The sequence below is a fragment of the Streptomyces hebeiensis genome, from assembly GCF_052983195.1.
Map to the genome: position 1 here is coordinate 5074387 of NZ_CM129812.1, position 24163 is coordinate 5098549.

General features: G+C 67.4%; 17 protein-coding genes and 2 pseudogenes. 15 read left to right on the top strand and 4 right to left on the bottom strand.

What is annotated here, in order from left to right:
• Nucleotides 1–513 precede the first annotated feature (513 nt).
• The 5 genes from ACU6P3_RS21880 to ACU6P3_RS21900 all read left to right on the top strand — a co-directional run bounded on the left by ACU6P3_RS21880 (nt 514) and on the right by ACU6P3_RS21900 (nt 10412).
• Nucleotides 514–7935: a polymorphic toxin-type HINT domain-containing protein gene (locus tag ACU6P3_RS21880; protein WP_447193752.1), complete on the top strand. Its 7422-nt coding sequence runs from the start codon at nt 514–516 to the stop codon at nt 7933–7935.
• A gap of 155 nt (nt 7936–8090) precedes the next feature.
• Nucleotides 8091–8576 (top strand): DUF4265 domain-containing protein, encoded by a 486-nt coding sequence (locus ACU6P3_RS21885; RefSeq protein WP_447193753.1) that lies wholly within the window; start codon nt 8091–8093, stop codon nt 8574–8576.
• Nucleotides 8577–8685: 109 nt separating this feature from the next.
• Nucleotides 8686–8835 (top strand): hypothetical protein, encoded by a 150-nt coding sequence (locus ACU6P3_RS21890; RefSeq protein WP_447193754.1) that lies wholly within the window; start codon nt 8686–8688, stop codon nt 8833–8835.
• 24 nt (nt 8836–8859) lie between these two features.
• Nucleotides 8860–9858 carry an IS630 family transposase gene (locus tag ACU6P3_RS21895; protein ID WP_447193755.1) on the top strand — a complete coding sequence of 333 codons (999 nt, stop codon included), beginning with the start codon at nt 8860–8862 and terminating at the stop codon, nt 9856–9858.
• Nucleotides 9855–10412: a DUF2247 family protein gene (locus ACU6P3_RS21900; RefSeq protein WP_447193756.1), complete on the top strand. Its 558-nt coding sequence runs from the start codon at nt 9855–9857 to the stop codon at nt 10410–10412. The genes ACU6P3_RS21895 and ACU6P3_RS21900 overlap by 4 nt, the downstream gene beginning before the upstream one ends.
• A 68-nt stretch (nt 10413–10480) precedes the next feature.
• On the opposite strand, the gene ACU6P3_RS21905 is transcribed toward ACU6P3_RS21900, so the two are convergent.
• Nucleotides 10481–11215, bottom strand: a complete 735-nt coding sequence (locus ACU6P3_RS21905) for a hypothetical protein (protein WP_447193757.1) — start codon at nt 11213–11215, stop codon at nt 10481–10483.
• A 153-nt stretch (nt 11216–11368) separates the two neighbouring features.
• Here ACU6P3_RS21905 and ACU6P3_RS21910 point away from each other — a divergent pair, with 153 nt between their 5' ends.
• Complete coding sequence (locus ACU6P3_RS21910; RefSeq protein WP_447193758.1) at nt 11369–11842, top strand: SUKH-3 domain-containing protein; 474 nt, start codon at nt 11369–11371, stop codon at nt 11840–11842.
• A 232-nt stretch (nt 11843–12074) separates the two neighbouring features.
• Here the strand turns inward: ACU6P3_RS21910 and ACU6P3_RS21915 are convergent, their stop codons facing one another.
• Nucleotides 12075–12503 (bottom strand): ATP-binding protein, encoded by a 429-nt coding sequence (locus tag ACU6P3_RS21915; protein ID WP_447193759.1) that lies wholly within the window; start codon nt 12501–12503, stop codon nt 12075–12077.
• A 555-nt stretch (nt 12504–13058) separates the two neighbouring features.
• On the opposite strand from ACU6P3_RS21915, the gene ACU6P3_RS21920 reads away from it, so the two are divergent.
• The 4 genes and pseudogenes from ACU6P3_RS21920 (at nt 13059) to ACU6P3_RS21935 (ending at nt 16320) form a co-directional block, all read left to right on the top strand.
• On the top strand, nt 13059–13949 hold the full coding sequence (locus ACU6P3_RS21920) for a helix-turn-helix domain-containing protein (protein WP_447193760.1): 891 nt from the start codon (nt 13059–13061) through the stop codon (nt 13947–13949).
• A complete protein-coding gene (locus ACU6P3_RS21925; RefSeq protein WP_447193761.1) occupies nt 13946–14161 on the top strand; it encodes a DUF397 domain-containing protein in 216 nt (71 codons plus the stop codon). The genes ACU6P3_RS21920 and ACU6P3_RS21925 overlap by 4 nt, the downstream gene beginning before the upstream one ends.
• Nucleotides 14162–14200: 39 nt before the next feature.
• Nucleotides 14201–16003, top strand: a pseudogene (locus tag ACU6P3_RS21930) (TreTu family toxin); the annotation flags it as partial.
• Nucleotides 16000–16320, top strand: a complete 321-nt coding sequence (locus ACU6P3_RS21935) for a hypothetical protein (protein WP_344274463.1) — start codon at nt 16000–16002, stop codon at nt 16318–16320. The pseudogene ACU6P3_RS21930 and the gene ACU6P3_RS21935, both read left to right, overlap by 4 nt.
• 105 nt (nt 16321–16425) lie before the next feature.
• Here ACU6P3_RS21935 and ACU6P3_RS21940 read toward each other — a convergent pair.
• Nucleotides 16426–17188, bottom strand: a pseudogene (locus ACU6P3_RS21940) (tyrosine-type recombinase/integrase); the annotation flags it as partial.
• 794 nt (nt 17189–17982) lie between these two features.
• Entirely contained in the window at nt 17983–18411 is a 429-nt protein-coding gene (locus ACU6P3_RS21945) for an ATP-binding protein (protein WP_447193762.1), read from the bottom strand.
• A 354-nt stretch (nt 18412–18765) separates the two neighbouring features.
• Here ACU6P3_RS21945 and ACU6P3_RS21950 point away from each other — a divergent pair, with 354 nt between their 5' ends.
• The 5 genes from ACU6P3_RS21950 (at nt 18766) to ACU6P3_RS21970 (ending at nt 24111) form a co-directional block, all read left to right on the top strand.
• Nucleotides 18766–18957: a DUF397 domain-containing protein gene (locus ACU6P3_RS21950; RefSeq protein WP_447193763.1), complete on the top strand. Its 192-nt coding sequence runs from the start codon at nt 18766–18768 to the stop codon at nt 18955–18957.
• 564 nt (nt 18958–19521) lie between these two features.
• Entirely contained in the window at nt 19522–20601 is a 1080-nt protein-coding gene (locus tag ACU6P3_RS21955; protein ID WP_447193764.1) for a hypothetical protein, read from the top strand.
• Entirely contained in the window at nt 20598–21632 is a 1035-nt protein-coding gene (locus tag ACU6P3_RS21960; RefSeq protein WP_447193765.1) for a hypothetical protein, read from the top strand. Before ACU6P3_RS21955 ends, ACU6P3_RS21960 begins: the two co-directional genes overlap by 4 nt.
• Nucleotides 21629–22210, top strand: a complete 582-nt coding sequence (locus tag ACU6P3_RS21965; protein WP_447193766.1) for a hypothetical protein — start codon at nt 21629–21631, stop codon at nt 22208–22210. Before ACU6P3_RS21960 ends, ACU6P3_RS21965 begins: the two co-directional genes overlap by 4 nt.
• Nucleotides 22211–22284: 74 nt before the next feature.
• On the top strand, nt 22285–24111 hold the full coding sequence (locus ACU6P3_RS21970) for an asparagine synthetase B family protein (RefSeq protein ID WP_447193767.1): 1827 nt from the start codon (nt 22285–22287) through the stop codon (nt 24109–24111).
• Nucleotides 24112–24163: the final 52 nt, after the last annotated feature.

A 24163-nucleotide genomic window follows, 5' to 3' on the forward strand; every position in this document is an offset into this window, starting at 1 on the left:
TCCGCACACCTGAGCGCGCCGGACGAGCGAGCAGATCATGACCCATGAGTGAGCGGTCGTCACCCTCCGAGAGTTCCGAAGATCCCCGGCGCGTACTGCGGCCCGCGTGTCCCTGGCGGCCTCCTGCCTCGTTCATGTGACTTCATCACTTTGCGCGAAGCGGTGGAAAGGTGGACCAACTCGACTGGGTGGAAGGTGATTCGGTGGGGGAGTGTGCGTGATCAAGCGATAGATGTGATTACTCGCGAAGGCGGGAGTGTGAGCTCTTCCGTGCGACTGGGTGGCAATTCTCCGAATCGAACTGTGATTGATCCGATACGCGGTGTGATCATTATCACTTGGTCACAGTCTCTCTAGTATTCGGTCACAACTCCCCCACAGAATCGGCGCGTTCTGCACGACGTCGTCCTGTGTGGCCCCATCCCGGTGCCGCGCCGAGTGGTCCGGGGGGATCCTGGCGTGTCTCGTCTGTCCGAAACTCGCCGTCGCCGACGCCGTGTGCGCCGTGTCGTGGTGCCCACGCTGAGCCTCGCGCTGCTGGTGACCCTGCTGCCTTCGCAGGCATTCGCCATCCCGCCCGACCCCGGCAAGTCCGGGCGCGAGGAACTGGCCCTGGAGGAACTGGCGCAGGACGAGCCGGTGCCGGGCAAGGTCGCCAACAGGAGTCTCGACAGCCTCAAGACCGAGACACCGGAAGACCTGGAGCAGGCCCCGCCGGGCACGACCACCACCCCGCCCGCCGACACCGGCACGATCACCTTCGGTTCCGCCGCGGCGGCCGGAGCCGTCCGCGACGGGTCCGCCCGCGCCGGTTCCGCCGTGGCCACGGCGGCGACTCCCGTGGAAGATCTGCCCGTCAGCCTGGGCCAGGCACAGGGGCAGCCGGCACCCACCGGAACCTGGCAGGTCTCCGTCGCGGGCCGTACGGAGACGGCGGCGCGCGGCCTGGACGGCGCGATGGTCACCGTGCGGGCCCCGGCCGCCGGAGCCGTGCCGGTGTCGGTGCGGTTCGACTACGAGACGTTCAAGAACCTCTACGGCGCCGACTGGACCTCCCGCTTACGCTTCGTCCAGTTCCCCGCCTGCTCCCTGACCACGCCCGATGCCGAGGAGTGCCAGGAGTACGAGGAACTGGAGACGGTCAACGACACCGACCGCGGGACCGTCACCGCCACGGTGGACACGGCCGCGAGCGACACGGACACGGCCACAGCGCGAGCGACGACGAACAGCACACCGACAGCGAAGAACACACCGACGACGAACAGCACACCGACGGCGAAGGACCCGGAATCAGCGAAGGGCCCGGCATCGGCGAAGGCGACGGCCGGGACCGCTGCCGCCGGCGGCACCGCCGTCCTGGGCCTCACCGACTCGGGCGCCGGAGCCGGTGGTTCGTTCAAGGCGACGCCCCTGGCGTCCAGCGGGACCTGGGCGGCCGGTGGCTCGTCCGGTTCCTTCTCCTGGTCGTATCCGCTGACCGTCCCCCCGGCACCGGCCGGCCCGTCCCCCAACGTCTCGTTCGAGTACGACTCGCAGGAGGTGGACGGCAGGACCGCCGTCTCCTCTCCGCAGGCGTCCTGGATCGGCGAGGGATGGCGCTACGAGCCCGGCCACATCGAGCGCCGCTACCGCGCGTGCAAGGACGACACCAAGACCCTCGACGCCGGTACGCCCAACAACACCGCGAAGAAGAACAAGACGTCCGACCTGTGCTGGGTCTCGTACAACGCGGTGATGTCCCTCAACGGCCGGACCGCCGAGCTGGTCCGCGTGGGCGACACCAACACCTACCGTCCGCAGAACGACGACGGCACCCGCGTCGAGCTGAAGACCGGCGCCGACAACGCCGACAACGACGGCGAACACTGGGTGGTCACCACCCCCGACGGCACGCGCTACTTCTACGGCCTGAACGCCGTCGGCGGCGGCCACGCCGACACCGCGTCGGTCTCGACCGTGCCCGTGTACGGCAACCACCCGGGCGAGCCCTGCCACGCCACCTCCTTCGCCGACTCCCGCTGCGGCGCCGGCAAGCAGCAGGCGTGGCGATGGGGCATGGACAAGGTCGTCGACGTCCACGGCAACGCGATGGTCGTCAACTGGAAGCAGGAGACCAACCACTACGCCGTCAACAAGAAGTTCAAGTCGCCGGAGCGCTACGACCGGGCCGCCCACCCCGTCTCCATCGAGTACGGGATGCGCACTTCCGACCTGACCACTCCGTCGGCCACCGTCGAGTTCGGTGTCGCGCAGCGCTGCCTCAAGCAGGGCACGGCCTGCGACCCGGCGAACTTCGCCAAGACCGACGACCCGGGCGCGTACCGGCCCTGGTGGGACACCCCCGGCAATCTCAACTGCAAGTCCACCTCCAAGCTGTGCCCGCCCTTCCCGTCCTTCTGGACCCAACTGCGCCTGGACACGGTGACGACGAAGGCCGCCCGCGCCGGCCGGACCGGGCTGGGCAAGGTCGACACCTACACCCTCCACCAGTCCTTCCCCGCCGACTGGTACGACACCTCACCCGGCCTCTGGCTCAACTCCATCACCCGCAGGGGCTTCGCCCCCGGCGACACCACGGGCACCCTCCAGTCGAAGGACGGTGTCAGCTTCGCCCAGTACACCGTGGGCTCCTCGTCCCCGCTGCGAGCGCGGCTGCGGGACCGGCAGCTCCCCAACCTCGTCCCGTCCGGCCCCGCCGACCAGCGCCCCGGCTTCACCCGCCCGCGCATCGGCACCGTCGCCACCGAGAACGGCGGCGACATCGAGGTCGAGTACACCGGCGGCTGCGCCACCGAGCCCGCCTCCGACAAGGGGAAGTCCAACGGCACCTGCTACCCGGTGCGCTGGTCCCCGGACGGAGAGGAGAGGACCCCGGCCAAGGCGTGGTTCAACAAGTACGTCGTCGCCTCGGTCGTCGAGACCGACAAGGTCACCGCTCACAGCAAGCCGGTCGTGACCGCGTACACCTACTCCTCCCCCGCCTGGGCCAAGTCCGACGACGAGTTCGCGCGTCCCTCGCTGCGCACCCACAGCGTGTGGCGCGGCTACCGGCAGGTCGCCATCACCAAGGGCAGCAAGACCTCCTCCCAGCAGGGCGATCCGGAAGCGCAGTCGTACACCGTCACCCGCTTCTTCCAGGGCACGGGCGGCGCGGTCAAGGACTCCAAGAACGCGGTGGAGCTCCTGGCCGACGACGCACCGCAGTTCGCGGGCATGGCGGCCGAGACCCTCACGTACGAGCACTCCGAGGGCAAGCTCCTCAAGCGGGCCCTGACCTTCCCCACGTCGAAGCAGACCGCCTCCCGCGCCCGCCAGGCCGAGGACGGCACCGCCCTCGACCCGCTGCTCGCCCACCGCACCTGGGTGGCGCGCGCCGACGCGATCCAGACCGTCGACACCGGCTGGCAGGCGATCCGCACCGAGACGACGGTGGACGACACCTACGGCCTGCCCACGCAGCTCCAGATGTCGGTGGTCAAACCCAACGGCACCGGCGAAACCCTCAGCGACCAGGTCTGCATGCGGACCGCGTACGTGCACAACACCGCCGACTGGATCATCGGCAGGGCGAAGGAGACGCGTTCCACCGCGACGCCCTGCTCCGGCTTCGACACCGCCGACGCGAAGACCCAGCTGCTGACCTCGACGCGTACGTCGTACGACAACCAGGACTGGGGCGCAGCCCCGACCAAGGGCCTGGAGACCTCGGTCGCGGAGATCAACGGCGCGGGCACCGCCCACTCGGTGGTGACCACCACGACGTACGACCCGCTGGGCCGGGTCCGGAAGGTCACCGCGCCGCTGACCGGCACCACCGAGACCGTCTACACCCCCGGTGACGGCGGCGGCCCGGTCACGTCCGTCAAGACCGTCAACCCCAAGGGCCACACCGCCACCACCACGTACGACCCCGGCCGGGCCCTGCCGCTGACCTCGACCGACACCAACGGCCGGGTCACCCGCACCGAGTACGACGCGCTCGGACGCCTGGTCAAGGGCTGGTCGCCGTCCCGTTCGTCCGGCGGGAAGTCCCCCGACACCGAGATCTCCTACCAGCCGGCCGCCGCCACGGGCGACGAGACCAGACCCGCCGCCGTCACCGTCAGGACGCTCCAGGACGACGGCGGTTACGACCGGGCGGTCACCCTCTACGACGGCCTGGCGCGCCAGGTGCAGACGCAGAGCGAGGCCCATGGCGCGGGCCGGATCATCACCGACACCAAATACGACGACCACGGCCTGGTGTGGGAGCAGACCAGCGGCTATCTCGCCAAGGGCGAGCCGGAGACCACACTCTTCGCCCGCAGGTCGGAATCGCTGGTGCCGAGCAAGACGAAGACGCGGTACGACGGCCTGGAGCGCGTGGTCCGCTCATCGGTCTACCACGGCGCCGACTACCAGTACGCCACGTACACCTGGTACACCGACACCTCCGTCTACGTCGACCCGCCCGGCACGACCGCCCCGTCCACCAAGAGCTTCACCGACGCGCTGGGCCGGGTCACCTCGATCCGGCACTACACCGAGGCCGGGGGCACCACGTCCTTCCGGACGACGAACTACCGCTACGACGCGCGGGGCAACCGCACCGAGGTCACCGACCCGGCCGGCAACACCTGGACCTATGCCTACGACGTCCGCGGCCGGCTGACGAGCTCCACCGATCCCGACACGGGCGAGTCCTCCTCGGCGTACGACGACGCCGACCGCAGGACGCGGACCACCGACGGGCGCGGCAAGAGCCTGTACACCGACTACGACCAACTGGACCGCCCCACCGCGGTCCGGGAGGGCTCGGCCACCGCGGCGCCGGTCAAGGAGTTCACGTACGACAGCCTGCCCGGAGCGGTCGGGCAGCCCGTCGCGTCGATCCGCCACGACGCGTCCGGCGACTACATCAACCGGATCACCGGCTACGACACCGATTACCGGGTCACCGGCCGCGAGACCGTCGTCCCCGCCAATGCCATGACCACCGGCCTGTCCGGCACGTACGCCTACTCCTACGCGTACACACCGACGGGCAAGCCGCTGTCGGTCACGCTGCCCGCCAAGGGCGGCCTCGCGGCCGAGAAGGTCGTCACGCGTTATGACGAGGACGGCCTGGCGGAGTCGACCTCCGGCATCGACTGGTACACCTCCGGCGTCACGTACTCCCCGTACGGCGAACCCCTGCGCACCGTCAGCGGGGCGCAGCCGGCGCGGGTATGGACCACCAACTTCGTCGACCAGCACTCGGGCCGGCTCCAGCGCACGGTCGCCGACCGGGAGACGGCGGGCAGCCACCGGATCTCCGACAGCTACTACTCCTACGACACCTCGGGCACCATCACCTCCAACGCCCGCAAGCTCACCGACGCCACCGGCTCCACCTGGGACAACCAGTGCTACACGTACGACGCGCTGGGGGAACTGGTCCACGCCTGGACGTCGAACATCGCCCCGGGAACCTCGGGCACCGGCTGCCGCTCGTCGGGCGGTACGAACTGGGGCTACCGGGCCGACGGCAAGCCCTCCGGCGGGCCGGTCGCCGACGCGGCCGATGTCGCCACGGACACGACCGCGCCCGACACGGCCCTGGCCGACTCGCTGACGGCGGCGGCCCCGGCCACGGCCACGGTGTCCACCGGCGCCACCGCCTACCGCCAGTCCTTCACCTTCGACTGGATCGGCAACCGGGCCTCCCTCACGGAACACGACACCGCGGACCCGGCCAAGAACGTCACCTACACCTACGGGTACGGCCGCCGGGAGACCGGAAACGGCGTCATCGAGCCGGTCACGGTCCAGCCGCACGTCCTGAGCACGGTCTCCTCCACCCCGGCCGGGAAGGGCAGCGTCTACACCAACGACGTGGTGGGCAACGCCACCGTCCGCGACCTGCCCGCCACCACGCAGACGCTCGACTGGACCACGGAGAACAAGCTCGACACCATCACGGACGACGGTGTCACGACGCGGTACGTCTACGACGCCGACGGCAACCGCATCCTGGAGAACTCACCGACCGGCTCCACCCTGTACCTGGGCGAGACGGAACTGACCACCGACTCCGTAGGCAAGATCACCCGGGCGTCCCGCGCCTACGGCCATGACGGTGCCCCCACCGTGGTGCGTACGACCACGAATGGTGCGAGTACGGGGCATCAGCTCAATGTCCTGATCGCGGATCATCTCGGTACGGCCGACTCCACGGTGGGGCTGGGTGGCGCGCAGATGGTGACGCGTCGGGCGTTCAAGCCGTACGGCGAGGCTCGTGGTCCGAAGCCGGCGAGTTGGCCGAACAAGCGGGGCTACCTGGGTGTTGGCATCGATGACGCCGCGACGGGTCTGACGCATCTGGGTGCCCGGGAGTACGACCAGGCGGCGGGCCGTTTCCTGTCGGCCGACCCGGTCATCGACATCGCCGACCCGCTGCAGATGAACGGGTACGCGTACAGCAACAACAGTCCGGTGAGCACGAGTGACCCGACGGGTCTGTGCCCGGCCGAGATCTGCGGTACGGGTACGGCGAACCCGAGCACCGTCGCGTCCCAGCAGGCCGCAAGCGGCGGCGGGGGCGGCGGCGGTGGCGGTGGCGGGAGTTCGGGCGCCTCGTCCACGTACACGGGGACGACCACGGTCACCTACACGATCACCAAGACGGTCACGGTCACCAAACCTGCGCCGTGCGACTGGTGGTGCGAGGCCAAGGGCTGGCTGAAGAACCACTCCACTGTCGTCACTGTCTTCACCGAGGTCGTCGTCAGTGTCGGGTGCGGCGCCGTCGCAGTCGGGGCCGGTGCGGCCACCGCGGGAGTCGGCGCCGTGGCGGTCGGATCCGCTTGTGGTGCCGTTGCCGGAGCCGCTGGCGGAGTCGTGGGCAACGCGCTCGATGACAAGGCCGACCACAGCCTGGGCGGTTACACGGCTGCCGCGGGCAAGGGCCTGGCCATCGGCGGCGTCAGCTCCCTGGTCGGTGGTCCGGTGGCCAAGGCGGTTGCCAAGGGTGCGAAGGCGGTTGCCAAGGGCGCCAAGGCGGCCGTGTCCAAAGGGGCGAGCAAGGCGGGCGGCGGTGCGAAAACCGCTAAGTCATCTGGAGGCGCGGGTGGTACGACCACCAGCTGTCCCATCCCCCCGTCCAACAGCTTCCTCCCCTCCACCAACGTGCTGCTGGCCGACGGCACACGCAAGAAGATCGCTGACGTCAAGGTCGGCGACAAGGTGCTCGCGACCGACCCCCGGACAGGGAAGACGGCTGCGAAGACGGTGACCGCCGAGATCATCGGCAAGGGCCTCAAGAACCTTGTCAGGGTCACCATCGACCTGGACGGCAAGAAGGGCGACAAGACCGCCTCCGTCACGGCCACCGACCAACACCCCTTCTGGGTCCCGGAACTCAACGAGTGGATCGACGCGACAGACCTCCGCGCGGGCAAGTGGCTCCGCACCAGCGCCGGCACCCGCGTCCAGATCACCGCACTCAACCGCTGGACCCAGTCCGCCATGGTCCACAACCTCACCGTCGCCGACATCCCCACGTACTATGTGCTGGCAGGCGAGACGCCGGTCCTCGTACATAACGTCAATTCTCCGATTGGCTGCGGACCAAACGGTGCACCGATCTATGACATCCCTGCCGGTTCGAGCGGCGGCGTTGGGGCTGGGAAAAGGATTCCGGCGCATCTTCTCAGAGATTATGATGTCGGAAGGAATGCAGCTCCGGGAACGATAACGCCCTTATGCTCGTACTGTCGGACCAATCAGGCAACGGCGATTGATCACGTTGAGCCGAGGATAGGTGGTGGTGATCTGACTGATGCAAATACCACGCCCGCTTGCACATTCTGTAATAGCTCGAAGAGAGATCGAGTGGCTCCGTTGAATCCGCCCCCCAGTTACACTGGCGCGTGGCCGCCACCGTGGTGGCCTTCGCGGATGACGCCACCGTAGAACAAAGGATTGGTGAGAGCTGGCCTGTGTTGACTGGCATTTCTTCGAGTCAACACAGGCCAACTGGCTGGTAGGGATGCTACCCGACTCGCTGGACCACCTAGACTGCTTGAATCCGCAGCACCCCTCGTCCAGTCGTTCCCTGGAGCGCAAACATGAAATTCATCGTCCACGATAACCCGGTTCATCGCGGCAAAAGTAACTACATTGCTCGGGTTGACCTGACGCCGTTCGGTCTGGATGGGGAGGTGGAACAGCTTTGGCTTCAGCAACTCGAAGACGGTTCATTTGAAGTATGCTGCATTCCTTTTCGCGTCTACGGCATGTCTCTTGGTGATATCGTCTCTCTTTCTCCTGATGGTGTTATGGTTGCCCGGCTAGTTCGCAAGTCGGGACGAAGAGCGTTGCGTGTTCTATTGATGCCGACAGCGGACTCTTCGAATGTGGCGAGTGGTATTGAAGCCGAGGTTTCGAGGCTGGATCTGTTGAGTGAATGGAGTGGTGATAGGCATGTTGCAATCGACGTTCCAATTGGCTCCGACGTCGCCACTCTGATCAGCCTTCTCGAACGAGAAGAGGCTGAGTCCCGGGTCTTTTGGGAGTGGGGTGATGCTGTTTCATTTTTGCAGAAGGGGGTGTGATTAATTATTGGGTAAATCGTTTCGTTCGTGAGTGTTTTCGCGGGTCTTCGAATTTATTGATCCGAAACGGTAGCTGTTCTGGGTCGTTGATTCCTGTTGTGAGTGAACTGTGGGGGATGCACGGCAGTTGTCGCCGTCGGCGCAGGAGGCTCTTCGGCTGCGGGCGGTGGCCGCGTTGGTGGCGGGCCGGACCCGCGAGGATGTCGCGGCGGTGTTCCAGGTTTCGCTCAAAGCGGTGGACAACTGGTGGGCGAAGTAGCTGGCCGGCGGGCGCGACGCGCTTGTGGCCCGGCCACGCGGGCGGCAGGTCGGCGAACACCAGGTTCTCGGTGCGGTCGAGCAGCGGGCGGTCCGGCAGGCTGTACTGGATCACCGTCCCTGCGACCTGGGGCTGGCCGGGCAGCTGTGGACGCGCGCCGGGGTGGGGGATCTGATCGCGAAGCTGTGCCGGGTGCGGCTGACCGAACAGGGCGTGGGTGAGTACCTGCGCCGGTGGGGCCTGTCCTTCCAGCGTCCGGACAAGCGGGCCGTGGAGCAGGACGCGGAAGCGGTCCGCGTCTGGCGGGAGGAGACCTGGCCCGCGATCCGCTCGCGGGCGAAGGCGGAGCGCGGCGAGGTGCTCTTCGCCGACCTGGTCGGCATCCGCTCCGACCAGGTCACCGGCCGCACCTGGGGCGCCAAGGGGTGCACGCCCGTCGTGCGCCGTACGGGCAACCGGTTCTCGGTCAACGCGATGTCCGCGATCAGCACAAAGGGCCGGATGCACTTCATGGTGTTCGCCGAGACCTTCGACGCCGACGTGATGTGCCGCTTCCTGGATCGCCTCGCGGGCCACTTCACCCACAAGGTCCATCTCGTCCTGGACGGCCAGTCCGCGCACCGCTCCCGCAAGGTCCGCGCCTGGCTCGCTGATCACCCCGGCCGGATCGAGCTGCACTTCCTGCCCCTACTCGCCCGAGCTGAACCCCGACGAGCTTGTCAACGCCGACCTCAAACGGAGCCTTCCCATGCACAGCCGGGCCCGCGACCAAGCCCAGCTCGCCGCCGAAACCCGCAGGTTCTTCCACCGCCGCCAAAGCCAGCCACACGTCGTCCGCGGCTACTTTGGCGGCCCACACGTCCGCTACACCCTCGAATAGAACCCTTTGAGTTTCGGATCAATATGACGAAGCGGGTGAACGGTAGGCCTTTCTGCCCAGGGGCAACGTTGCCCTGTGGGATGCAGTCCCGGGATGGGAATATTTCACTGGATCGTGGATCCACGAGGTGTTCTTGTGCATGAGGCATTCGAGCCTCGTCGGTGAGTTGAGGTGGTATTGCATGCGTGAGGTTTGGCCCAGGTTCGAGGTAGAAATCTTCCTGGATCCTGGATTCCCCTATCCCGGAGAATTGGCGTACGGTTATCGCAATGGGCTTATTGATGCATCGCTTCTGTGTAAAGTGATTGATGGGTTGGTCCGTGACGGGGTGCCTCTCGTTCCGGAGGAGTTGGAGATGGCTTCGCTTCTTTCGGACGAGGTGGATCAAGTTCGAGATCTTGCGCTTGAGATATCCAGGTATGAGCGCGAAGACTCGGGCGAAGTCTGGCAGTATTATTTCACGCTTGTCGTGGCGAATGGAATTTGCGACCCAGTGGAGAAATTCGAGATCCTCGACTCGATCTGGGCGGATCTAGGCTACCCGGACGGAATGACTCGGATGGTATATCCGCAAGAAGGGTTGCCGGCCCATTTGTATCCAGAGCTAGGTGAAAAAGTTCTCTCGGATTTTCTTGCGAAATGGAGTAGTGTTCTCGCTCAAAGGGATCCTGGAAGTCGTTCGCTCGCCAGGGCGTGATTCCTCGACTTCTTGCGAGGGGTGATTGCTGAGAAACCCGCAGGGTCTGAATGCCTGAGGTTTACTTCTCAAAGGGCTGATTGTGTGTTCTGAGGAATGCCGTCCACTCGAGTGTGGTGCTGTTGAGCGGTCGGAGTATGGCAAGGGGCCGTCGTGGTGGTGTGCCGAGTGCCGAAAGCCACCCGCCGCGTGCTGCTGAGGGTTGGGGTGGACATACCAGCTGGGACGCGCGGAATGATCGCTCTTCGGAGAACTCTAAAGTGAGGATCGCTGTGACCTGGCAGACTGAACATCATAATGCCGTATTGGCTGAAATCCTGTTGAGCCGGAAGGTTGGCGTCGCGCATGTTCGGCATATCGGCGATCTGATCTCGGTCAGGGCGCAGTTGAGCATGGGGATGCAGGGCGCGGTCGGACTTTCCTTCGATCGGCGCGCGGATATCGCGGAAGCAGTGTTGGAGTTTGAAGAGGCTTACCAGCAAGCCTGGAGAGCGGTGGCTGGCGAACCGAATATTGATCGACGCGCCTCGAAGTTGACATGCTTGGAACAGGCATTGGAGAGCGCCGTTGCGGGCATAAGAGGAATCGCCCACCAGAATGGAATCAGGTGCGACGCTGCCCGCCTGGATGGATGAGGTGGGCAGCGTCGCTACTATCGTGGGAAAGGCCTTGCCGTCCAGGTCGATGTCTTCCCAGGGAGGTGAAGTAGATCTGCGCAGTCTTGCCAGCGCCTTGTCTCTTGCGAGGATGCTGCCCGTTCTTGAGGTTGCGAGAATCACTTCATTGAACCAGATTGGCCGCATCGTTACTGAGTGCAGTGATCGAGAATTCGCCGACTGTACGGAGGAGTTCACTTCGCTGCGGATGCAGCGAAGTGAACTCGGTATGCTAGAAGACTCAAGCCGGTGTGGTCGGTGTGCGCGATTGCTGGACAACCTCGATGTCGGTTAGCCGTCGTGATCAGCTTTGACTCGCTGCGCCCTGATCTGGTTCAAGCTCTTCGGGATGCGGGCTGGTACTCCCAGAGGAGAGTGAACGCCGCCCCCTGGCTCGAATCTTTGCGGCAAGAAGGATACGTTCCGAATTCGAAAGCTGAAGAAATTCTTGCCTCGCTGGGAGGGTTGGTGATTGAGCAGATAGCTAAGTGCGGCCCAAATTTCAGCAATGATGAGCCTTTCAATTTTGACCCCATTTCGGCGGGGGCTGGTCAGCGAGGCCTGGCGCTGGAAATCGAAGCTGCTCTGGGTGGGCATTTTTTCCGATCGGTGAATGGCTCAGTTATTCAAGTGTCTTCGTGGAGGCCAGTGGGAGGGTGGTTGCCGCTGGTCTCGGGTGGGTTTGGGGTATGGGTTCCACGTTCGAAGATGCTTTGGAGTTGGCGATTTTCTCAGATCGGCCACTGGTGTGTCTGTACTCTGACCCGGGGCTAGATGCGTGGCCTCGTGAATCGCGCCAGTAAAATGACGCACTGTTAGGCGCGTCCTGGCGGCGCTTCTGCGTGGTGTGCGTTCAGATGCTGCGCCTGGCGGGTGGCCATAGCAGGCGTCGGGGTTCCGCTGGAACTGTGGGGCAGCCCTTTTTCGGGTGGGGTGGCGGACGCGGCGTCAGGTGTTGTCCGCGTTCGCCACCTGAACTATCCGTCGGGACGTCCTTGATTTTGGGCTACTCGCTCCCGGTCGGTGGGGTCGGGGAGTTCCATTCGGCCCAGACCAGTTTTCCAGGACCGGTCCGGTGGCTGATGCCCCAGGTGTCGGCGAGTGCGGCGACGAGAATGAGGCCTCGTCCCTCGCATGCGTCAGGCTCGGGTGTGCGCTGGACGGGCTGTCGTTCTGAGGTGTCGTGGACCTCGATGCGCAGCCCGCCGGGTTTCCGGGCGAGGTAGCGGGTTTCGATCTCCCGCCCCGGGATGCCCGCGTGTCGGCCTGCGTTGGTCAGTAGTTCAGACAGGACCAGGGTCGCGGCGTCCTCCAGCGTGGACAGTTCCCATTTACGCAACAGCGCACGCAATTCCTGGCGGGCGAGTGCGACGCAGTGCGGGTGCCTGGTCCACCGCAGCACGACGGTGTCGCTGTCGGCGCTGGTGTTACTCACCGGCCCGCCTCCGCGCATAGTTGCCTTCGGTGAGCCATGTTTCCTTGAGCCACCACCGTCGAAGCCGTTGGTCGGACCGTTCCCAGCGTTCGAACTCGGTTCGTGGCCAGGGCAGGAGCAGTGCGACGTGCCGCTCGCGTTGTGCGAGGTGGCAGGTGTGTACGAACACCACGGATGGGCGGTGTCGGTATGGGTCGGGGTGTCGGCGGAAGGCTGACGGTGGTGGCGGAGTCACTGCCACCGTCCGTCCTCGGCTTCGTTGGGCCGGAAATAAGCCTGTCCGCAGTGAGTTGAGGAGGCGGGCGATACGATCAACCACTGTTGACGCTCCTTCGCAAGCGCGTTGACCACGCCCCCGGACCGCCCTTCACGCGGTTGCGGGGGTCTTTCTGTTTGGTCTCGACAGACGCACAGGTGAACCCATAGTCACCACCTGTGTACGCATGGCGATGACGGTGCCCAGGATGCCCGCATCACACCTCTAAGTGCAACCTGCCTGGCGTCAAGTGCACGTGCACTTGCAAGGCGCTGTGCCCCCCCGCGGGGCGCCATACTGTGGCCAGCCAGGTTGCGCAGGAGGTACATCAGTTGGCCGCGATTCCGACCATGCGTCGCCGAATGCTGGGCGCTCAGCTCCGCAGGATCCGCGAACGTCAGCAGCTCACCGCTGATGAAGTGGCCACACGAATGAAGTGGCACCCGTCGAAGATGAGCCGCATCGAAGCAGGCCGGAGCGGGTTACGAGCGCATGAGGTGGGCGGGCTTCTGGACCTCTACGAAGTGCGGGACCCCTCAACGCGTGATGCCCTCGAAGTGCTGGCGAAGGAGGGTAAACGCCGAGTCTGGTGGCAGCCGTACAACGACGTATTGACTCCCCGCTACCTCGACTACATCTGTTTGGAAGCCGACGCTTCAGCGGCCCTCAGCTTCGAGACCACCCTGATCCCCGGTCTGTTGCAGACCCCCGACTACGCACGCGCGGTCATCCGGGCCCTGAAGCCCGAACGCGAGACCGACGAGGTGAACGCCCTCGTAGAGGTACGCCTCGCCCGGCAGAATGCCGCCCTGAACAGGGAGGAGCCTTTGCAACTCTGGGTCATTGTCGACGAGTCGGCTCTTCACCGTGAGGTAGGCGGTGCGTCGGCCTTCAACAGACAGCTCAAACGTCTCAGGGACGCGGCGGAGCAACCCAACATCACGCTGCAAATACTGCCGTTCGGCGCCGGTGCCCATGCCGGGATGCTCGGTCCGTTCGTCATCTTCGAGTTCCCTGTGCAGGCCGACCTGGACGTGGTGTATTCGGAAGGGTTGGCGAGTAGCGTCTATCTCGAACGGGATGCCGACCGGATCGCCTACCGCCGAACCTTCGATCTGTTGCGAGCGGCTGCCCTGGACGTAGGCCCTTCGCATGACATGATCGAGCGCCGAATTGGGGAACAGACATGATTCACTCCACCGGCCACCACCACACAGGTCTCAGCCGCGCGGACTGGCGCAGGAGCAGTTACAGCGGTGACCAGGGCAACTGCATAGAGGTGTCGGACGACCTGCCCGGGCGGGTGCCCGTGCGGGACAGCAAGGTGCCGGCGGGCCCGGTTCTGGTCTTCGGGCGGCGTGCCTGGGCTGCCTTCACCGCGCAGGCCAAGCGCTTGGGCTGAACGCGGTAAGCCAGGACGGCGCTGCCGCGAGTTCGTGACGGCGCCCCCACCGTGGTGCGTACGACCACGAACGGCGCGAGCACGGGTCACCAGCTCAACGTCCTGATCGCCGATCATCTCGGTACGGCCAACACCACGGTGGGGCTGGGTGGCGCGCAGACGGTGACGCGGCGGGCGTTCAAGCCGTACGGCGAGGCTCGTGGTCCGAAGCCGGCGAGTTGGCCGAACAAGCGGGGCTATCTGGGTGTCGGTATCGACGACGCCGCGACGGGCCTGACGCATCTGGGTGCCCGGGAGTACGACCAGGCGGCGGGCCGTTTCCTGTCGGCCGACCCGGTCATCGACATCGCCGACCCGTTGCAGATGAACGGGTACGCCTACAGCAACAACAGTCCGGTGAGCACGAGTGACCCGACGGGCCTGTGCCCGGCCGAGATCTGCGGTACGGGTACGGCGAACCCGAGCACCGTCGCGTCCCAGCAGGCCGCAAGCGGCGGCGGGGGCGGCGGTGGAGGCGGAGGCGGTGGCGGCTCCAGTGCCCCGCCCCCCAGCACCTACAGCGGTACCACGACGACGGTCACGTACACCGTCACCAAGACGGTCACGATCACCAAGCCCGCGCCGTGCGACTGGTTCTGCAAGGCGAAGGGCTGGTTCAAGAAGCACGTCACCGTCGTCACGGTCGTCACCGAGGTCGTGGTCGGCGTCACGTGCGGCGCAGTCGCGGTCGGCGCGGGAGCGGCCACCGCGGGAGTCGGTGCCGTGGCGGTGGGGGCGGCTTGCGGGGCTGTCGCGGGGGCCGCGGCGGGAGTCGTGGGCAACGCGCTCGACGACAAAGCAGACCACAGCCTGGGCGGTTACACGGCCGCCGCAGGCAAGGGCCTGGCCATCGGGGGAGTCAGTTCCCTGGTCGGTGGTCCGGTGGCCAAGGCGGTCGCCAAGGGTGCGAAGGCGGTCGCCAAGGGCGCCAAGGCGGCCGTGTCCAAGTCCGCAGGAAAGGCGGGAGGCGCGGCCAAGACTGCCAAATCGAGCGGCGGTACGGGCACAACGAAATCCAGCTGTCCGACTCCCAACAGCTTCCTCCCCGCCACCGAGGTGCTGCTGGCCGACGGCAGCCGTAAGAAGATCGCCGACGTCAAGGTCGGTGACAAGGTGCTCGCGACCGATCCCCGGACCGGGAAGACGGCCGCGAAGACGGTGACCGCCGAGATCATCGGCAAGGGCCTCAAGAATCTTGTCAGGGTCACCATCGACCTGGACGGCAAGAAGGGCGACAAGACGGCCTCGGTCACGGCCACGGACCAACACCCCTTCTGGGTCCCGGAACTCAACGAGTGGATCGACGCCACAGACCTGCACGCAGGCCAGTGGCTCCGCACCAGCGCCGGCACCCGCGTCCAGATCACCGCACTCAACCGCTGGACCCAATCCGCCACAGTCCACAACCTCACCGTCACCGACATCCCCACGTACTATGTGCTCGCGGGGGCTACGCCGGTACTCGTTCACAATTGCAACACCACCACCGTGGGTCGATGGATGTCGGAAGACGAGTATCAAGCGATGAGCGACACGGGAAAGGTGCAAGCGGGAAGTGGCGGTACTTCAACGTATGTAGCGCATCCCGCTAACTCTGATGCCTACCGGAAGCAAGCTGCGCCAGGGTCGATCTACGCGGAGTTCGATGTGCCGTGTTCCTGTCTGAAGCCTGCTGGTGAACCCGGGTGGGCCCAGATACCCGGTCCGCAGCATCCGATTTACTCAAAACTCAATGCCAAGCGTGGCCTTCCGCCGCCGGAAATGCCTTCATTCGAGAACCTCAGGACTGTAGACAGAAAATGAATGAATCTCTGCCCGGCCTGCTCAGGGTGAGAATTAATGAGTCGGGTCCCTGGCTTGAAGGAGCAGGATTTACGCTTCAGGTGTTCGACGCCACGGTGCGTACGGAGAAGAAGTCCTTCGGGATCTATGTTGAGAAAGAGGGGAGGGGGTTCTACCTGACGGTCTGGAATTCAGGCGAGGTTCAGGTGTCGACTATCGACTACGAGGTCGACCCCTCTCCCTCCGAGAAGCACTTGTCCAACGTGCATGCCGACCAGTTGAGGACAGAGTTCGAGGACCTAGTTGATTGGGTCTCTGGGAGCAGTGGCCAGAGTTGAAGCAGTTCGGTCTCGATCACAACTGAGCGTGTGATGGCATACGCGAAGCCCGCCGGGATCGGCGAGGCTTCTGTGTGGTGGTGACGGCAGTAGTTGACGGCAACGTCAGCGGACGCGGGCTGCGCAGGGTGGCGGTTCATCGCCGTCGGATCGCGCCGTCTCTGTGTTCTCCGGGCTGCCCAGCACGGTGCCGAGGGTGTCGACGGCCTGACGCTGGAGGCGGAGCCGGACGTGGGCGTAGACGGTGGCGGTGACGCCGATGTGGGCGTGGCCGAGGACCTCCTTGATGACGACGAGTTCGACGTCCTGTTCCAGGAGCAACGTGACGGTGGAGTGCCTGAGACCGTGGAAGCGGATGCGGCGGAGGCCAGCCTTGCAGAGGAGCGTGGTGAAGGTGCAGGTGAGGTTGGTCGGGTCGATCGGTCCGCCCTGAGGAGTGGTGAAAACGTGCCGCTGTGCTGCCACGTCGTGCCTGCGCCCTCACGTTCGCGCTGCTGCTGGTGAAGCTTGAGCGAGTGGAGGCAGCGGGTGGGGAGGGCGATGCGGCGTTCGGAGGCCCGCGTCTTGGTGGGCAGCGTGGTCAGCCTGCCTGCGCTGGTCCGCTGAAGGGGCGGCGGATGGCGGCGGTGCCTGCATCAAGGTCGAGGTCTTGCCAGTACAGGCCCAGAAGTTCGCCCTTGCGGAGCCCGGTGTGGAGAGCAAGTGTGAACAGGGCGGACAGTCGGTGGTCCTCGGTGGTGGTGAGGAGTCGGCGGGCTTCGTCGGCGGTGAGGGGTTCGAAGCGTCGGGGCCGTGGGGTGCCGGTGCGGACGTTGCGGGCGACGTTGCGCGGGATTTCCTCTTCGCGGACGGCGTGCTCCAGGGCGGTCAGTGGGATACGCGAGTTGCCGTTGAGCGTTATCGAAGGGACCTGACCATGTTTGATGACTTTGATGGCGGTGGAGGTGGCGGTCAGACCATGGATGACCTGTGGAACAGTCTGGACTGGTGAGTAGGGTATGCCTGCCCAGGCTCCGTCGGGTGATTATGGTGTGATGGTCGCTTCATACGCGGAACTCATCGAAATTCGCGATGACCGAAAGAGTGTCCATTTGAATGCCCGGTTGGATTCTTTGGTCGACAGTGGGCGCTTGGATAGGCGCGGGCTGCACATCTTCGTGCCCATGCTTGAAAACGGGTGCCGTGAAGCCGTGGGGGAGAGGTCGTTTCGGTGCTACCTCTGGTTTCTTGAATCGGGGAAGAACGCACGCTCTTGTGCGTTGATTGATGTTCCTGAGAGTCGTCTTTTGGCTCTCAGGCGACTTGGTCAAGGTGCATTGGAGAAGGTAGTTTTAAATCTTCTCGGAGAGTTGCCCATTGAGAGTCTGCCCTGAGGGGCAGGGGTGTCAGTGACCGGGCCAGTTTCGGCGCTGCCTGCCTTTGGTGGACGTGGGAGGGGATTTCACTATGAAGGGCGAGATGGAGATCAGGTGAGGGGGGAATCACCCTCGCCTGATGCCCATCGGTGCGTCACGGACCGGCTTTGCATTCTCGTCATGTCCTGTGTATCGGGCGCGATAAGCGGTCGACCGCGTGCTGTTGGGGTCGGGGCGGTGGACGCGGCGTCAGGTGTTGTCCGCGTTCGCCGCCCGAACCATCTGTCGGGACGTTCTTTGTTTTGGGCTACTCTTCTGCGGTCGCTGGGGTCGGTGAGTTCCATTCGGCCCAGACCAGTTTGCCGGGGCCGGTACGGTTGCTGATGCCCCAGGTGTCGGCGAGTGCGGCGACGAGAATGAGGCCTCGTCCCTCGCATGCGTCCGGCTCGGGTGTGCGTTGGACAGGATGTCGTTCTGAGGCGTCATGGACCTCGATGCGCAGCCCGCCGGGTTTCCGTGCGAGGTAGCGGGTTTCGATCTCCCGCCCCGGGATGGCCGCGTGCCGGCCCGCGTTGGTCAGGAGTTCCGACAGGACCAGTGTCGCGGCGTCCTCCAGCGTGGACAGTTCCCATTTACGCAACAGCGCACGCAATTCCTGGCGGGCGAGTGCGACGCAGCGTGGGTGCTTGCTCCATCGCAGCACGACGGTGTCGCTGTCGTCGCTGGTGTCACCCATCGGCCCGTCCCCACGCGCGGACACTGGCCGTGAGCCATGTTTCCTTGATCCACCACCGTCGAAGCCGTTGGTCGGACCGTTCCCAGCGTTCGAACTCGGTTCGCGGCCAGGGTAGGAGCAGTGCGACGTGCCGCCCGCGCTGTGCGAGGTGGCAGGTGTGTACGAACACCACGGACGGGCGGTATCGGTATGGGTCGGTGTGTCGGCGGAAGGCTGACGGTGGTGGCGGAGCCACTGCCACCGTGCGTCCTCGGCTTCGTTGGGCCGGAAATAAGCCTGTCCGCAGTGTCAACCTCATCGCCCAGGTGTGGCAGGAGTTGTAGCGACGTGTGGTACGGAGAGGAAGCGGCAGACATGAGAAACCTGGAGAACGCCACCTGGCGCAGGAGCAGCTACAGCGGTCAGGGGGGCGACTGTATAGAGGTGTTCGACGACCTGCCCGGGGGTGTGCCCGTGCGGGACAGTAAGGTGCCGGCAGGGCCGGTTCTGGTCTTCGGGCGGCGTGCCTGGGTCGCCTTCACCGCGCAGGCGAAGCGCTCGGCCTGAACGCGGTAAGCCAGGGCGGCGCCGCCGCGTGGTTCGTGACGGGGTCTCCCTGTCGTGGTGCGAGTCAGCAGGCCAGGCGTGGCGCACTATTGCGTCAGGTGTTGCGTTCAGCGCTACGGAAGTGGGGGCTATCGGTTCTGGGGGGCTTGGTGGTGTGGCCGACGCCGGGCGGCACGCGCGGGGTCGGGGGTCGGGGCGGGTTCGGGGCTCGTGAGGCGTGCCGGGCCGGCCCGCAACTCCACCCCGTACGCCGCACGTTCAGCTCGTTCACATCTGGGCGTCGTATTTCGCGTCCCCGGTGTTCCGGGACGGGGCTTACGATGCGATCGTGTTCGGCAGCGCGAGGGGGGCGTTGATGGGGGATCGGGGAGCGAGACCGTGGGCGGGGCCGGGCGGGGGTGGCGGCGTCGTCCGTGACGGGTACCGGGCGGTTGCCCGTGCTCGGGGTGGTGTCGGGTGGCGCCGTCGAGATCGGGGGGTCGGCTGCGCGCTCGTTCCCCGTTTCGTACGGGAACGCCTCGCCGCTGCGCCGCGACCGGCCGCCTCCGTGCTGGAGGGCCCGCGATGATATGCCCGCACTGCTCCCAGTCGCTGCTCTACAAGGAACGCACCGGCCAGGTCTGCTCCAAGTGCAAGCGCGCCTACGCCTTCGAGCCGAAGACCCACCCCCTCGGCCTGCACGATCTCCGGATCCGCCGTCTCGTTCAGAAGCTCGGCGACGACGGGAAGATCAAGATCACGGTCGACCAGCTGTGGTTCGCGGTGACGCGCAAGACACGGAAGGCGCGCAAGAGCGGCGGCGACGCCGCGACCGCCGCCGGGTGTGCCGGGTGCGGGGTGCCGGTCGGGCTGCTCATGCTGGTCGCCGGCCTCAACATGGGCGGGGGCGCGGGCGTACTCGCCTTCTTCGGTTCCTTCCTTCTGGTAGCCGTCGTCATCACCGTCGTCTCCACGTGGAGGTCAGGACGGCGCACCACGGCCGCCCTCCCGCGCGAACGCTTCCGGAGCGAGGACGTGCGGCGGTGGAAGCACATCTACGGCTCGCTCCCGGACGGGGTCGTGGAGGGGACGGACGCCGCCGCGTTCCGGTCCGCGGAGCCGAACGCCGTACGGGCCGCCCTGCTCTGCCAGGACCCCAGCATCGCCGTCTTCCTCGCCGCCAACGGCATCCCCCAGCGGTACGGAGTCGTCCTCGTCCCCGATGTCCGGCAGGTGCCCGACTCGCTGCCCGTTGTCGTCCTGCACGACGCCGACCCGGCCGGCTGCCTGCTGGCCGGGCAGACCCGGCACGCGCTTCCCGGCCGACGGGTCGTCGACGCGGGCCTGCCGCCCCGGGCCGTGATGAAGGCGGAGAACGCGCTGCCGCTGCAAGGCCCGGAACTCGAGGCCGAGGTGGTGGAGCAGTTGCGCGCGGACACCTCGCTGACCCGCGACGAGGTCGACTGGCTGGCCAAGGGCTGGTCCACCCCGCTGGTCGGCGTGCCACCCGCGAGGCTGCTGGCCGTCGTCACCAAGGTCTTGGAACGCGTCACCGCACACACCGGTGCCGGTGCCGACGCCGACGTGGCCTCCGACGTCGACCCCGACCGCCGCAAGGCCGCGTCGATCGGCTTCCTCACCTGGCCCGGCGAGGCCGCCCGGTGAGCGCGCTCCACGGCGTCGGGGCTGCCCGGACCCCCCGGACCGTCGGGGACCTGCTCCTCGACCGCGCGCTCGCCAAGGCGGTCGTCCGGGTGGCCGCGCCCGGCGGAATCCGGTTCACCGACCGGCAGCTGTACTACGAGGCGTGCCGCGTGCTGCGCCCGCTCGGGGCCCTCCCGCGCCGGGTCCCGCTCTCGCCGGCCCCGCCCGTACGGTACGAGAGCTTCGCGCGCGCCCTGCGCCGGTACGAGGAGCGGTACGGGAAGGTGCCGGGGCTGCTCGGGCCCGTACCCGTACCGGAACCCGTACCCCCGCTCCCGCCCGCGCCCCGGCAGTCCGCGCCCCGGCAGCCCGCGCCCGCACCCGACCTCTACGACTACGGGCTGCCCCGGCTGCTCGTCTGCCAGAACCGTGCCGTGGCCCGGATGCTCCTCGCGAACGACGTGCACCTGGAGGCCGCCTGCCCGGTGCTCGCCGCCGACGATCTCCCGCTCGACCCCCGGCTGGTGGCGGGCCTCGTCCGCGCGGGCGAGGGCTCTGGATCCGGCACCGGCACCGGCACGGGCGAGGGCTCCGGCTCCGGCACGGGCACCGTGTACGTACTGCACGACGCCGACGCGTCCGGCCTCGCGCTGGCCGCGCGCATACGCGGCGAACTCCGTCAGGACGCCGCGCGCGACGGCGGCCCCGCCGTCCGGGTCTCCTCCCTCGGCCTCGCGCCCCGGCACGCCCTGGCGCTGCACCTGTTCTCCCCGCGCGGTCCCCGGCGACAGCTCGGGGCCGACGACCGGCTGCCCGCCGCGTTGACCCCCCGTGAGCGGGGCCGGCTCGCCCGGGGCCGGACCGCCGAGGTGGAGGCCGTGCCCCCGGACCGGTTGCTGCGCACGGTCCTGCGCCTGGTGCGCGGGCCCAGGACACCGCTCCCCTCCGCATGGACCTGGCCCGGCCTCCGGGACCTGCGCACGGCGGGCTTCATGACCTGGCCGGACGACGAACCGGCCGGACGAACCGAGGACAAGGTCACGTCACGATGAACCGGCCACGCGAGATTTCCTACCGCGACGAACTGCTCGCCGACGGCAGCGTCCACCGCACCTACGAGGACGGCGAAGGACGCGAGGAGTGGCGCACGCGCGTGCCGGGCACCGCCGGCGTGCGCTGGCGCGACAACCGGGGCGCCGGCGGTACCGACGAACTGCTCGGCAACCGGATCATCAAGCGCAGCCACGCGGACGGGACCGTGACCTACGGCCGCGACATCGGCTACGGCCGTACGGTCTGGGGCCAGGGCGAGTCGGTCATGCTCAACAGGACCTCGTACGGCGCCCGCATGGGAGTGCTCCTGGGCACACTGGGCCTGGCGACCCTCGCCGTCACCGCTGCCCACTACCCGCCGGTCAGCCTCACGCCCGAAGAGGAGGAGGAACTGCGGCAGCAGGCGGCGGCGCAGAGTTCGGGCGGGGGAGGGGACTACCAGTACGGCGATGACGACGACGGCAGCGGCAGCGGCAGCGACGCGGGCAGCGGAGCGGGCGGTGACGACGACTGGGACTCCGGTGACTCCTGGGACTCCGACGGCGGTGGCGACTGGGGCGACGACGACTTCGGCTGACCCGTTCGTCCCATGCGTCCCGCGCATCCCGTGGGTCCTGCTCATCCCCCGCGTCCCGTGAGAGGACAACCGCCATGGCGCGCTTCTGTGCCTGCCTCGCCCCCGCCCCCGGCCGCGCCGACGACCACCTCGCCGCGATGGGCGCCACCGTACGCCCGCATACCCCCGGCCTCGCGCTGGTCGAGAGGGAACCGGGCCACGCCACCGGCCCGTTCACCGCGTACGGCCGTACCGCCGTCGGCGAGGTCACCCTGCACAACCGGCCCGAGCTGTTCGCCGCCCTGGCCGCCGCCGGCGCGCCCGCGCCGCCCGGCTGCCCCGACGGCGAACTGCTGCTGCGCTGCTGGGCCCGGCTCGGCACGGCCGGGATCCGTGCGGCGGACGGCATGTTCGCCCTCGCCGTACGCGACGGCGCGGAACTGGTCCTGATCCGGGACCACGTGGGCGCCCGCACCCTCTTCTACGCCCGTGCCGACGGCTGCTGGGCCGCGTCCACCTCGCTGCGCGCGCTGCGGCGCTGGCCCGCGCTCGGCACGGGGCTGGAACTGGCCGCCGTACGGTCGTTCCTCACGTTCGCGTACCTCCCGGGCGAGGAGACGCTGCTGCGCGGGGTGCGCGAGGTGCTGCCCGGTCGGGTGCTGCGGCTCCGGGCGGACGAGTCCCCGGCGGACGGGGCGCGGACGCCGGTGGAGCCGGTGGAGGAGACGTACTGGGAGCCGGAGGAACGGCTCGACGCCGGGCCGGCCGGCGACGGCGGAGCGGTGCGGGGGCCCGGGGGAGGACCCGGCCCGTACGCCGCGCGTCTGCGCGAGCTGCTGGAGGAGGCCACGGCGCGCCGGTTGCCGCCGGCCGAGGCCGCGGGCGTCCTGCTCTCCGGTGGTGTGGACAGCTCACTGGTGACCGCGCTCGCGGCGAAGCTGCACCCCCACCCCGTCCACACGTACTCCATCAGCTTCGGTACCGGACTCCCCAACGAACTGGGCTACTCGGGCCTTGTCGCCGCCCACTGCCACACCCGCCACCGAATCCTCACCGTCTCGGGCGCCGCCGTCGCCGCGCGCCTCGCGGAGGCCGCCGCGCTGCTCGACAGCCCGGTCGGCGACCCGCTGACCGTGCCCAATCTGATGCTCGCGGAGGCCGTGGCGGGCGACGGGCTGAGCGTGGTCCTGAACGGGGAGGGCGGCGACCCGGTCTTCGGCGGGCCGAAGAACCTGCCCATGCTGGTGTACGAGATGCACCGCGACGACCCGTACGCGAGCGGGGTCGCGGACGACACGCGCGAGACGGCGTACCTGCGCTCGTACCGCAAGTGCTACACCGACCTTCCCCGCCTGCTCACCGCGGACGCGCTCGACGCGCTGGCCACGGCGCCGCGCCCGGAACGGTTCGTCGCGCCCTACCTCAGCCCCGGGGCCCGGGACGGGCGGATGAACCACCTGCTCAACCAGCTCCTGCACTGCAATCTCCGCACCAAGGGCGCCCACCACATCCTCACCAAGGTCGAACGCCTCACCGCCTCCCAGGGCATCGAGGGCCGCGCCCCGCTCTTCGACCGCCAGGTGGTGGACCACGCCTTCGCCACCCCGCCGCGCTGGAAGCTGTCCGGCACGGTCGAGAAGTGGGTGCTCAAGGAGGCCGTACGGGACCTGTTGCCGGGCACGGTGGTGGACCGGCCGAAGAGCGGGATGCGCGTACCGGTGCAGCAGTGGCTCGGGGGGCCGCTGCGGGAACTGGCGGAGGACCTGCTGCTGGGGCGGGCGGCGCGGGAGCGTGGGCTGTTCCGGCAGGACACCGTACGGGAGTGGCTGCGGGGCGGGGGCGCGCTGCTGCCCCGGCAGGGCGGGAAGCTGTGGCTGGTGCTGACGCTGGAGCTGTGGCTGCGGGCGTACGACGTCACGTGAGCCGGGCCGGCGGCCGGGCCGGCCGCCGGCACCTGTCCGATTCCTTGCGCAG